The following is a 12,215-nucleotide window of genomic DNA, read 5'->3' on the forward strand; positions in this document are numbered from 1 at the left end:
CATTGGCCGGAACCCTGCATGAAACGTCCCCGACAGACCCGACGCGCCCTGCTTGTAGCACTTTGTCTGATCCCCGTTATCGCCATCGCCGCCTGGCAAGTGATCCCACCGGGCCGGGATAAATTCGCCACCGTGCAAGTCAGTCGTGGCGACATTGAAAGCAGCGTCACCGCGTTGGGCACCCTGCAGCCCCGGCGTTATGTCGACGTGGGTGCGCAGGCGTCCGGGCAGATCCAGAAGATTCATGCGGAGGTCGGCGACGTGGTCAAGGAAGGCCAACTGCTGGTGGAGATCGATCCGTCCACCCAGCAGGCCAAGCTCGACGCCGGCCGGTTCTCCATCGAGAACCTCAAGGCGCAGCTCCAGGAACAACGAGCCCAGCATGAACTGGCCCGGCAGAAATTCCAGCGCCAGCAGAACCTCAAGGCCGGCGGCGCGACCCGCGAGGAAGACGTGCAAACCGCCCAGGCCGAACTGCGTGCCACCCAGGCGCGCATCGACATGTTCCAGGCGCAGATCCGTCAGGCCCAGGCCAGCCTGCGCAGCGATCAGGCCGAACTCGGTTACACGCGGATTTACGCACCGATGGCCGGCACCGTGGTCGCCCTCGACGCCCGGGTCGGCCAGACCCTCAACGCCCAGCAGCAAACACCCTTGATTCTGCGCATCGCCAAGTTGTCGCCCATGACGGTGTGGGCCGAAGTTTCGGAAGCCGACATCGGCCACGTCAAACCCGGCATGACCGCCTGGTTCACCACCCTCAGCAGCGGCAACCGGCGTTGGAGCAGCACCGTGCGGCAGATTCTGCCGGTGCCGCCCAAGCCACTGGACCAGACTAGCCAGGGCGGCGGCAGCCCGGCCAGTTCGAGCAAAAGCGGCAGCGCGCGCGTGGTGCTGTATACGGTGTTGCTGGACGTCGATAACGCCGACAACGCGCTGATGGCGGAAATGACCACCCAGGTGTTCTTCGTTTCGGATCAGGCAAAAAACACCCTGACCGCGCCGGTCGCAGCGCTGCAGGCCGGCACTGAAGCGAATAGGCAAATTGCCCAGGTCGTCGCTGAAAACGGCAGTATCCAGCAGCGCGACGTGCGCACCGGCATCAGCGATCGTCTGCGGGTGCAGATCCTCGACGGTTTGCAGGAAGGCGATCACCTGCTGATCGGCACGGCCGACGGGAGTGGCGGCTGAATGCAGACGCCTCTGATCGACCTGCAGGACATCCGCAAAGCCTACGGCGGCGGCGATTCACCGCAAGTTCACGTGTTGCGCGGCATCGACCTGTCGATTCATGCCGGGGAATTCGTGGCGATTGTCGGCGCGTCCGGCTCCGGCAAATCGACGCTGATGAACATCCTCGGTTGCCTCGACCGTCCGACCTCGGGCGAATACCGTTTCGCCGGGCAAAACGTCGCCGCCCTCGACAGCGACGAGCTGGCCTGGCTGCGCCGCGAAGCCTTTGGCTTTGTGTTCCAGGGTTATCACCTGATCCCGTCCGGCTCGGCCCAGGAAAACGTCGAGATGCCGGCCATCTACGCAGGCCTGCCCGCCGCCGAACGCCATGCCCGCGCCACCGCCCTGCTCGACCGCCTGGGCCTGGCGTCGCGCACCGGCAACCGCCCGCACCAGCTCTCCGGCGGCCAGCAACAACGGGTGTCGATTGCCCGCGCCTTGATGAACGGCGGCCACATCATCCTCGCCGACGAACCCACCGGCGCCCTCGACAGCCACAGCGGCGCCGAGGTCATGACCCTGCTCGACGAACTGGCGAGCCAGGGCCACGTGGTCATCCTCATCACCCACGACCGTGAAGTCGCGGCCCGGGCCAAGCGCATCATCGAAATCCGCGACGGGCTGATCATCAGCGACAGCGCGGTGGACAACCCTCAAGCACAAACCTCGGCCAACCCCGGTGCGCTGCAAGCGGTGGATCTGCGCAAGCGCCTGACCGAAGGCGCCGAAGCGACCGGGGCCTGGAAAGGCGAACTGATCGACGCCGTACAAGCGGCGTGGCGGGTGATGTGGATCAACCGCTTTCGCACTGCGCTGACGCTGCTCGGCATCATCATCGGCGTGGCGTCGGTGGTGGTCATGCTGGCCGTCGGCGAAGGCAGCAAACGCCAGGTCATGGCGCAAATGGGCGCCTTCGGCTCAAACATCATTTACCTCAGTGGCTCATCACCCAACCCGCGAACACCGCGGGGCATCGTCACCCTGAATGACGTCGCGGCGGTGGGAAGCCTGCCGCAGGTGACGCGGATCATGCCGGTCAACGGCCAGGAGGCCGGGGTACGTTTCGGCAACCTCGACCACTTGAGCTACGTCGGCGGCAACGACACCAATTTCCCGGCCATCTTCAACTGGCCGGTGGTGCAAGGCAGCTATTTCACCCAGGACGATGAACGTAACGCCGCCGCGGTGGCAGTGATTGGCCACAAGGTGCGGACCAAGTTGCTCAAGGACGTGGCCAACCCGATCGGCCAGTACATCCTGATCGAAAACGTGCCGTTCCAGGTGGTCGGCGTGCTCGCCGAAAAAGGCGCCAGCTCCGGCGACTCCGACAGCGACGACCGCATCGCCATCCCCTACTCCGCCGCCAGTGTGCGGCTGTTCGGCACGCATAATCCCGAATACGTGGCTATCGCCGCTGCCGACGCACGCAAGGTCAAGGAGACCGAAATCGCCATCGAGCAATTGATGCTGCGCCTGCACAACGGCAAGAAGGATTTCGAACTGACCAACAACGCCGCGATGATCCAGGCCGAAGCGCGCACGCAAAACACCTTGTCATTGATGCTGGGCTCGATTGCCGCCATCTCGCTGCTGGTCGGCGGCATCGGGGTGATGAACATCATGCTGATGACCGTGCGCGAGCGCACGCGCGAGATCGGTATCCGCATGGCCACCGGCGCCCGTCAGCGCGACATCCTGCGCCAGTTCCTGACGGAAGCGGTGATGCTTTCGGTGGTCGGCGGTCTCGCCGGGATTGCCCTGGCGCTGACCGTCGGCGGCGTGCTGATTCTCAGCGAAGTCGCGGTCGCGTTCTCTTTGATAGCGGTGCTCGGCGCCTTCGCCTGCGCCCTGGTCACCGGTGTTGTCTTCGGCTTCATGCCGGCCCGCAAAGCTGCCCGACTCGACCCGGTCACGGCTCTTACCAGTGAATGATCTCTCCATGAAGCCGCAACTGAGTTTACTGACCCTCTGCCTGTTGCTCGGCGCCTGCGGCACGCCCGCCCAGCGCCCGGACAGCGGCCTCCAGCCGCCCGACGCCTGGCAATCGCCGCACACGCAAGACGCCACCCGCAACCACCTGCAATGGTGGACGCAGTTTGGCAGCCCGCAGCTGGATCAACTGATCGAACAGGCGCGGGTCGGCAGTTACGACCTGGCCGCGGCCATCGCGCGGGTGCGCCAGGCGCAGGCCGAGACGGTGGTTGCCGGTGGCTCGCTGCTGCCGGAGGTCAAGGCTGGCCTCAACGCCAATCGGCAAAAACTGCTGCGCGGCAACGGTTACAGCCAGCTCGACGCCGACAGCGAGAACAAGGCCGTCGATTACTTCAACGCCAGCCTCAGCGCCACTTACGAAATTGATTTCTGGGGCGGTCAACGGGCCTCCCGTGACAGCGCGCAATTCGCTTTGCAGGCCAGCGAGTTTGATCAGGCCACCGTGGAATTGACGCTGCTCAGCGGCGTCGCCAACACCTACGCGCAGGCCTTGTCGCTGCGCGAGCAAAGCCGAATCGCCGAGCTGAACCTGGCCAACGCGCAGAACGTATTGAAACTGGTGCAGACGCGATTCGATTCAGGCTCCGCAACGGCACTTGAGCTGGCGCAGCAGAAGAGCCTGGTGGCCGCGCAACAACGGCAGTTGCCGCTGGTGCAGCAACAGGCTCAAGACGCGCTGATCGGTCTGGCCGCCCTGCTCGGCCGGCCGGTTCAGCAACTGGCGCTGGGGCAGGAGGGCTTTGATCAGCTGTCATGGCCGACCATCGCGGCCGGCGCCCCCAGCGAACTGCTCACCCGCCGCCCGGACATCGCCCGCGCCGAAGCGCAACTGGCCGCCGCGCAAGCCGACGTCACCGTCGCCCGCGCGGCGATGCTGCCGAAGGTGACGTTGAGTGCCGAACTGGGGTCGGGAGCGAACCGGGCGGCAGATATTCTGCGCAGTCCATTCTACAACCTCACCGCCGGATTGCTTGCGCCGATCTTCAACAATGGTCGCTTGGGCGCCGAGCGCGACAAAGCCACGGCCCGCCAGGAAGAGCTGCTGGGAACCTATCGCGGGGCGATCATCAACGGCTTCGCCGACGTGGAAAAAGCCCTCAACAGCATTCGCGGGCTGGATGCACAGCGACAGTGGCAAAGCGAGGAACTGAGCCAGGCGCAGACCGCCTTCAATTTCGCGCAAAGCCGTTATCAGGCCGGAGCCGAGGATTTGCTGACCGTGCTGGAGACCCAGCGCACGCTGTATGCGGCGCAGGATCTGAATGTGCAGCTGCGGTTGTCGCGGTTGCAGGCGAGTATTGCGCTGTACAAGGCGTTGGGTGGCGGGTGGCAGGTTCTGTGATTTGAGATGCCAGTGAGGGCCTCTTCGCGGGCAAGCCTCGCTCCTACATGATGCCCTTGTAGGAGCGAGGCTTGCCCGCGAAGAACGATAACCCGGTCTATCGGTTTAGCTGGTAATCGGCTTGGCCTTCAAATGCCGCGCATACCAAGGCCGCTGCGGCACTTTGCGGAACAGGTCCGCCAGCTTTTTATCGTCTTCACCAAAGGTGATGCGCAACGCCAGTTTCATGGTTTCCGGGTCCATCTCGACCGACTTGCCCATCTGCAACCCCGGCGTCGTGCTGCAACCATGGGTGCTCGGCCCCAGCCACGGATCAGCCACCTCGACCCAGCGCCCCGGCGCAAACCACGCCACACCGTTGACCTCCAGCCGACTCACCTCCCCCGGATGAAAACGCTCGTGGGCGCGAAACCAGTCTTCCAGGCGATCGTCGATCCAGCCGTGAAAATGCCAGAACACCGGGTTCACGTGGGATGAAAACGGGTCGCCGAGGAAGTCGTTTTCCGGCGCATACCAGCGCGCGGAAAAGTCCGCCGGATCCCTCGCGAACGGCACCGGCTGGCCATTGGACGGATCACGCGGCACCGACGCCCAGCGCATGTGCAGCCAGTCGTGCAGCCCCAGCTCGACCTCTGAACCGAACTGCCCAAGGGTGAGTTTCGACAGATAACGCGGATCCCGATAGCGCGACTCCCAGACCTGGAAGTTGCTGTGATACGTCTCAGCGGTCTTGATGTCGCTGACCCATTGCGAATATTCGGCATCGTCGTCGGCCTGCCAGGTCGGTGGCAATGCGGTGCCGTCATGGTTGTCGCAGTAATTGGCGAAACCGATGCGATCCCGGGCCAGTTCCGGCTGCGGCAGTGGAAAATGCTGCCATGACGGCAAATCCTGCATCGAACGCGCCGTGCCCAGCATGTGCCGGTGCATGAAGAAAAAGTCCACGCCCGAACCATTGCGATCCTTTCGCGTGCCACGGGCATCGCGCTCCTTGTCCCGCGGGCCGGGCTGCCAGCCAATACCGCGCAGGGCGTTGCGCTTGTCTTCGGAGAGGGTGTGCCACTTGTCCCGGGAGGCATGCCAGAGCTGGTGAAACAGCCGATGTTCGGCGGACACCAGCCACGCCAGCAGCGGCGCGTTGAGACCGGTTCGCTCGCGAGCTTCGGGAAACACCCGCTTGACCGCGATGAAGCGATTGTCTTGTGCGGTCATCATCAACGGGCGATCGAGGTTCAACACCCGGCCACTGAGGGTGCCGCTGCCTGCGTTGCCGAAACCGGCCCAGACTTCGTCCAGCGACATGCTGAATTCGTAATCTGGCGTGCCACTGGCGGCGGTGGCACTGACCAGCCGCCAGCTCAGCTCGGCCGGTTTGGCGTCTGCCAGATCGCCCAGCACCCGGTAGCGCGGCTCATCGCTGGAGCGTAAACGCTGGGCGGTGTCGAGGAATCCGATCAGGCCGCGACCTTTGTGGCCGACGTCGAGAAACACTTCCAGCCCGTCCCGTGGCAAGCCTTCGATACCGGCGTCACGCCCTTCGAAACGAATCTGCCAGACGCCACGCAAGGTGTTCGCCAACTGCTGGCCGGCGACATCCGGCACATCGAATGAAGCTTCGCCGGGGGTGATCGTCGGATCCGGTTTCGTCCATTCGCGATGCCCATAAAAAGCCGCAGGCACGGCGGCGCCGGTGAGCGCCAGGCCTGCCATGAACCATCGTCGAGAAATCGTCATTGCCCTACCTGTGTCAGCCATGAAGCAGGCTTTATCCAAGCTAGAACGTTTGTTGCCTGCAAAAATTTAAAAGCTTCGCGGGCGAGCCTCGCTCCTACAGGTCCTGCATCAACCCGTAGGAGCGAGGCTTGCCCGCGAAGAGGCCATCAGTCCCACTAAATTTCCAACCGGGCCACTCGTTCTTCCCAGATAGCAAAGGCCCCTGCGCCCGCACCGGGGCGACGAACCTGACTGAGACGGCAATGACAAAACCACGTTCGAAAAAGGCTCTCTATATCGGCCTGCCGCTGGCCCTGGCGATCAGTGCCGGGGCAGGCTATGCAGCCTGGGATTACTGGTTCAAGGACAATCCAGGCTACCCGGCCAAGGTGATGAAACAGGCCGATGAGTTGCAAGAGCGCATCCTCTCGTTCGACAGCCACGTCACCGTACCGCTGGACTTCGGCACCGCCGGCAATGAAGCGGACAAGGACGGCACCGGGCAATTCGACCTGGTCAAGACCGGCCGCGGTCGCTTGTCCGGCGCGGCCCTGACGATTTTCGGCTGGCCGGAAATCTGGAACGGCGCCAACGCCCCGCATCGCCCCACCGCCGGCTTCGTCGACGAAGCCCGGTTCGAGCAGGAAACCCGCTACAAAATCATCAGCACGATGGTTCGCGACTTCCCCAACCAGGTTGCCATTGCCTACACCCCGGACGATTTCCGTCGCCTGCACGGCGAAGGCAAGTTCGCGATCTTCATGAGCATGCTCAACGCCTACCCGCTGGGCAACGACCTGACCGCGCTGGACACCTGGGCCGCTCGTGGCATGCGCATGTTCGGTTTCAGTTACGTGGGTAACAACGCCTGGGCGGATTCGTCCCGACCGCTGCCGTTCTTCAATGATTCGCGCGACGCCCTTGGGGGCCTGTCGGAGATCGGCAAACAAGCGGTGCATCGTCTCAACGATCTGGGCGTGATCATCGACGTGTCGCAGATGTCGACCAAAGCCCTGGAGCAAGTCGCCCAGTTGAGCCGCACGCCGATGGTCGCCTCGCACTCGGCACCCCGCGCCCTGGTGGACATCCCGCGCAACCTCAGCGACCAGGAAATGCAGCTGATCAAGAACAGCGGCGGCGTGGTGCAGATTGTCGGCTTCCCGACCTACATCCGTCCGCTGAGCCAGGCCACCCAAGACAAACTCAACGCCCTGCGTGCACGCTTCGACCTGCAACCGCTGCAAGGCCTGGAGATGGCGCTGATGCCGGGCGACCCGGTGATCACCGTCTGGTCCGAACAACGTTTCGGCGAGTACGCCAGCCAGCTCTACGCCATCGTCGACGAAGAACCGAAAGCCACCCTCAAGGACTACGGCGACGCGATTGATTACGCGGTAAAAAAAATCGGTATCGACCACGTCGGCATCAGTTCCGATTTCAACGACGGCGGCGGTCTGGAGGGCTGGAAGGATGTCAGCGAAGCTCGCAACGTGACGGCCGAGCTGATCAGTCGCGGCTACAGCGAGGCCGATATCGCCAAGCTTTGGGGCGGGAATTTCCTGCGGGTCTGGGACCAGGTGCAGAAGTCGTCCAGACCGGTGGCAAAAAACTGATGTCCTCTTTTGCAAAAGCGAACCGAGCTCATGACTAACCGCCGTTCATTTCTCAAGCAGGCCGGTATTCTCGCGGCTGGCCTGCCCCTGAGTGCTGCCGTGAATCTGCCGGCACTGGCTGCCAATCCACCGCCGCTGTCCAAGGACAAATGGGCGCAATTGCGTTCGTTGTTCGACCAGGATCCGGACTACCTGCACTTCGCCAATTTCCTGGTGACGTCCCACCCACGTCCGGTGCGTGAGGCGATTGAACGCCACCGCGCCAACCTCGACCGCAACCCGGGGCTGGCAATGGATTGGGACTTGGGCGAAACCGAAAAACGCGAGCACGCGGTGCGCGTCTGGGCCGCTCATTACCTCAAGGCCAAGCCTGAGCAAATCGCACTGACCGGCAGCACCACGCAAGGCCTGTCGCTGATCTACGGCGGTATCCATGTGCGCCCGGATCAGGAAATCCTCACCAGCGAGCACGAACACTACGCCACCAATTACGCTCTGGGCTATCGCCAGCAAAAGGACGGGGTCAAGGTGCGCAAGCTCAAGCTGTTCGAGAACAGCCAAACCGTGTCGGCGGATGAGGTGCTGGGTTCGATTGCCAAAGGCATTCGCCCTGAGACCCGCGTGCTGGGAATGACCTGGGTGCAGTCCGGCAGCGGCGTGAAGCTGCCGATTGGTGAGATCGGCAAGCTGGTGGCGGAGCGCAATCGCAATCGTGAGGAAAAGGACCGCATCCTGTATGTGGTCGATGGCGTGCACGGTTTCGGCGTCGAAGAGCTCGACTTCCCAGACATGCACTGCGACTTTTTCATCGCCGGCACCCACAAATGGATGTTCGGCCCGCGTGGCACCGGGATCATCTGCGCCCGTTCGGCCGAGCTCAAGGATGTGACGCCGACGATTCCGACCTTCTCCGAAGCGACCACGTTCTCGACCATCATGACCCCCGGCGGTTATCACAGCTTCGAACATCGCTGGGCCCTGGACGAGGCGTTCAAGCTGCACCTGGAACTGGGCAAGGCCGAGGTCCAGGCGCGCATTCACGCCCTCAATACCTATGCGAAAAACCGGCTGTTGGAACACCCGCAGATTGAATTGGTCACGCCCAGGAGCCCGGACCTGTCGGCCGGGTTCACCTTCTTCCGGGTCAAGGACCGCGACTGCGAAAAAATCGCAGCCCAGTTGATGAAAAACCGCGTGGTTTGCGACTCGGTGGACCGCGACGTCGGCCCGGTCATCCGCATCGCGCCCGGCCTGCTCAACACCGAAAACCATATCGACCGCGTCATGGCCTTGCTGAGCAAAACCGTCTGATGCGGCCCCTTGTGGCGAGGGAGCTTGCTCCCTCGCCACAGAGACGCCAGTTTTCTTTGAATCGAGACGACAAATGAACCGAGATCTATTAACCGTGCCTCTCAAGGCCCTCGCCTTGTCCGCCCTCCTCGCCGGTCTGCTGCCAACCACCGCCCAGGCGGCCACCACCCCGCAACCCGGCAAAGTATTCAAGGACTGCCGCGATTGCCCGGAAATGGTCGTGCTGCCCGCCGGTACGTTCACCATGGGTACGCCGGACGATGAAGTCGGTCGCGAGCCCGACGAAAGCCCGATGCACGAGGTGACCTTCGCCAAACCCTTCGCCATGAGCCGCTTCCAGGTCACCGCCGGTGAATGGGACAGCTACGTGCGCGAGAGTGGCGTGACCATCGCCAATGGCGATACCCGGCCGGGTCGCGAGTGCGTCGCCAGCAAACCGCGTTACCCGCAAGGCCCGCGTCAGCCGGCGGTGTGCATGAATTTCGATGACGTGAAGAACTACGTCGCCTGGCTCTCGAAGAAGACCGGGCAGAAATACCACATGGTCAGCGAAGCTCAACGCGAATACGCCGCGCGCGGCGGCACCAAGGGTCCGTTCCCCTTCCCGTTCGATGAAGGCAAGGAATACAGCATCAGCCAACACGCCAACACCTACGGCCCGGCGGACGGTTACAGCTACAGCTCGCCGGTCGGCAGCTATGCACCGAATGCGTTCGGCCTGTACGACATGCACGGCAATGTCTACGAATGGGTCGAAGACTGCGAACACCCCAACTACGTCGGCGCGCCCACCGATGGCAGTGCGTGGGTAGAACCCAACTGCGAAGCGGTGCGCATTCGCGGCAACGACTGGGGTGAAGCGCCAGTGTTCTCCCGCTCCGGCAACCGCAACAGCCAGTACCCGCAAGAGCGTGGCGACTGGATAGGTTTCCGTATCGTGCGTGATCTCTAAACCATAATCCCGATCCTGTGGGAGCGAGCCTGCTCGCGAAAGCTGTTTAACAGTCGACATGGATGTCGGCTGACTCACCGCTTTCGCGAGCAGGCTCGCTCCCACAAGGTTTAGTGTGGTGTCAGGTATTTTCGCTATGCCCGGCGAACGCCGCCAGTCGGCGACCCTGTAAATTAACCCTTCGATCAGACGTTCTACTGGGTATCTGCCTTTACACCCAAGGAACTGTCTTCCATGACCCAGCCTCCCCGTGGCGCCATCGGCGAGTTGTTCGCCCTGTTGAAACCGTTTCGACTCATCGTCGCCGCGTCCATTTTCCTGGGCATGGTCGGCGGCTTGAGTGTCACGGTACTGCTGGCGACCATCAACAACGCCCTGCATTCGGACACCGGCCTGACCCAAGGCGTAGTCGCCTTGTTTGCCGGCCTGTGCCTGCTGGCGCTGCTGAGCTCGATCTGCTCGGACATCGGCACCAACTACGTCGGCCAGCACATCATTGCCAGGCTGCGCAAACAGCTCGGTGAAAAAGTCCTGTCGGCACCCATCGAGCAGATCGAACGCTATCGCAGCCACCGCTTGATTCCGGTCCTGACCCACGACGTCGATACCATCAGCGACTTCGCCTTCGCCTTCGCCCCCCTGGCGATTTCCCTCACCGTGACCCTCGGTTGCATGGGTTACCTGGCCATCCTGTCGTGGCCGATGTTCCTGATCATGGTCGCCGCGATCCTGATCGGCACCGCGATCCAGGCTTACGCCCAGAGCAAGGGTGTGCAGGGTTTCATGGCCGCCCGTGACGCTGAAGACGAGCTGCAAAAGCACTACAACGCGATTGCCGATGGCGCCAAGGAACTGCGAATCCACCGCCCGCGTCGCCAACGCATGTTCGTGTCGGGGATCAAGGCGACAGCCGATTTCATCTGCAAGACCCAGGTGCGCTCGGTCAACACCTTCGTGATCGCCAAGACCTTCGGCTCGATGCTGTTCTTCGTGGTCATCGGCCTGGTGCTGGCGCTGCAATCCTTCTGGCCAAACGCCGACAAGACCGTGATGAGCGGCTTCGTGCTGGTGCTGTTGTATATGAAAGGCCCGCTGGAGCATTTGATCAGCACGTTGCCGATTGTCAGCCGTGCGCAGATCGCCTTCCGCCGGATCGCCGAGTTGTCCGAGCAGTTTTCCACCCCTGAGCCGCACTTGCTGCTCAGCGATCAGGGCAACGTCAAGCAAGCCGTGCACGAACTGAAACTGGCCGATGTGCGTTTCGCCTTCCCGGCTGTCGAAGGCGCTGCACCCTTCCAGTTGGGCCCGGTCAACCTGACGATCAAGCAAGGCGACATCACGTTTATTGTCGGTGAGAACGGTTGCGGCAAGACCACGCTGATCAAGTTACTGCTGGGCTTGTACACGCCGCAACAGGGCGAGATCCGGGTCAACGGCGAGGCGATTGATGCGCAAAATCGTGATGACTATCGCCAGTTGTTCACCACGATCTTCGCTGATTATTACCTGTTCGATGACGTGGTCCAGGGCGACACGCACATCCCCGAAGACGCCAACAAATACCTGCAACGCCTGGAAATCGCGCACAAGGTCAGCGTCAAGGACGGCAATTTCACCACCACCGACCTTTCCACCGGCCAGCGCAAGCGCCTGGCGCTGGTCAATGCCTGGCTCGAAGAACGCCCGGTACTGGTGTTCGATGAATGGGCGGCCGACCAGGACCCGACCTTCCGCCGGATTTTCTACACCGAGCTGCTGCCGGACCTCAAGCGCCTGGGCAAAACCATCATCGTGATCTCCCACGATGACCGTTACTTCGACGTGGCCGACCAGTTGGTGCGCATGGAGAGCGGCCGGGTCGTCACCGAGCTGGCACCGGCCTGACCCTGCGGGAGCGAGCCTGCTCGCGATAGCGGTGGATCAGTCACCTTCAATGGTGAATGAAATACCCCCATCGCGAGCAGGCTCGCCCCCACCGTTGTTTCTCTTAACTGGCCGACATTTGGGCGAACCCCTCGCCACGGTTTCTTCTTTCTGAAAATTAATTGACGTCTTTCTT

8 protein-coding genes are annotated in these 12,215 nt (G+C 62.6%); 7 read left to right on the forward strand and 1 reads right to left on the reverse strand.

Annotated elements, in window-relative coordinates; translation table 11 throughout:
- Window positions 1–18 precede the first annotated feature (18 nt).
- From FHL16_RS18325 to FHL16_RS18335, 3 genes are read left to right on the forward strand one after another with little or no spacing between them, the layout of a single operon-like run.
- Complete coding sequence (locus tag FHL16_RS18325; RefSeq protein ID WP_077748895.1) at window positions 19–1,191, forward strand: efflux RND transporter periplasmic adaptor subunit; 1,173 nt, start codon at window positions 19–21, stop codon at window positions 1,189–1,191.
- A complete protein-coding gene (locus FHL16_RS18330) occupies window positions 1,192–3,165 on the forward strand; it encodes a MacB family efflux pump subunit (protein ID WP_077748896.1) in 1,974 nt (657 codons plus the stop codon).
- A 7-nt stretch (window positions 3,166–3,172) separates the two neighbouring features.
- A complete protein-coding gene (locus tag FHL16_RS18335) occupies window positions 3,173–4,567 on the forward strand; it encodes an efflux transporter outer membrane subunit (protein WP_077748897.1) in 1,395 nt (464 codons plus the stop codon).
- A 105-nt stretch (window positions 4,568–4,672) separates the two neighbouring features.
- On the opposite strand, the gene pvdP is transcribed toward FHL16_RS18335, so the two are convergent.
- Window positions 4,673–6,301 (reverse strand): pyoverdine maturation tyrosinase PvdP, encoded by a 1,629-nt coding sequence (gene pvdP / locus FHL16_RS18340; RefSeq protein ID WP_077748898.1) that lies wholly within the window; start codon window positions 6,299–6,301, stop codon window positions 4,673–4,675.
- 242 nt (window positions 6,302–6,543) lie between these two features.
- On the opposite strand from pvdP, the gene pvdM reads away from it, so the two are divergent.
- From pvdM to FHL16_RS18360, 4 genes are all read left to right on the forward strand, one after another.
- A complete protein-coding gene (pvdM, locus tag FHL16_RS18345) occupies window positions 6,544–7,893 on the forward strand; it encodes a pyoverdine-tailoring dipeptidase-like protein PvdM (RefSeq protein ID WP_010458449.1) in 1,350 nt (449 codons plus the stop codon).
- Between the two features lie 30 nt (window positions 7,894–7,923).
- Window positions 7,924–9,204: a pyoverdine-tailoring periplasmic protein PvdN gene (gene pvdN, locus FHL16_RS18350; protein ID WP_077748899.1), complete on the forward strand. Its 1,281-nt coding sequence runs from the start codon at window positions 7,924–7,926 to the stop codon at window positions 9,202–9,204.
- Between the two features lie 73 nt (window positions 9,205–9,277).
- Window positions 9,278–10,156 (forward strand): dihydropyoverdine dehydrogenase, encoded by an 879-nt coding sequence (pvdO, locus tag FHL16_RS18355; protein WP_077748900.1) that lies wholly within the window; start codon window positions 9,278–9,280, stop codon window positions 10,154–10,156.
- Between the two features lie 234 nt (window positions 10,157–10,390).
- On the forward strand, window positions 10,391–12,040 hold the full coding sequence (locus tag FHL16_RS18360) for a cyclic peptide export ABC transporter (protein WP_077748901.1): 1,650 nt from the start codon (window positions 10,391–10,393) through the stop codon (window positions 12,038–12,040).
- Window positions 12,041–12,215: the final 175 nt, after the last annotated feature.

Source organism: Pseudomonas sp. FSL W5-0299 (assembly GCF_005930655.1).
In the GTDB taxonomy this organism is placed as follows: domain Bacteria; phylum Pseudomonadota; class Gammaproteobacteria; order Pseudomonadales; family Pseudomonadaceae; genus Aquipseudomonas; species Aquipseudomonas mandelii.

Coding starts and splice junctions, on each gene's coding strand:
- FHL16_RS18325 (WP_077748895.1), top strand. CDS start 19: ATGAAACGTCCCCGACAGACCCGACGCGCCCTGCTTGTAGCACTTTGT.
- FHL16_RS18330 (WP_077748896.1), top strand. CDS start 1,192: ATGCAGACGCCTCTGATCGACCTGCAGGACATCCGCAAAGCCTACGGC.
- FHL16_RS18335 (WP_077748897.1), top strand. CDS start 3,173: ATGAAGCCGCAACTGAGTTTACTGACCCTCTGCCTGTTGCTCGGCGCC.
- pvdP (WP_077748898.1), bottom strand. CDS start 6,301: ATGACGATTTCTCGACGATGGTTCATGGCAGGCCTGGCGCTCACCGGC.
- pvdM (WP_010458449.1), top strand. CDS start 6,544: ATGACAAAACCACGTTCGAAAAAGGCTCTCTATATCGGCCTGCCGCTG.
- pvdN (WP_077748899.1), top strand. CDS start 7,924: ATGACTAACCGCCGTTCATTTCTCAAGCAGGCCGGTATTCTCGCGGCT.
- pvdO (WP_077748900.1), top strand. CDS start 9,278: ATGAACCGAGATCTATTAACCGTGCCTCTCAAGGCCCTCGCCTTGTCC.
- FHL16_RS18360 (WP_077748901.1), top strand. CDS start 10,391: ATGACCCAGCCTCCCCGTGGCGCCATCGGCGAGTTGTTCGCCCTGTTG.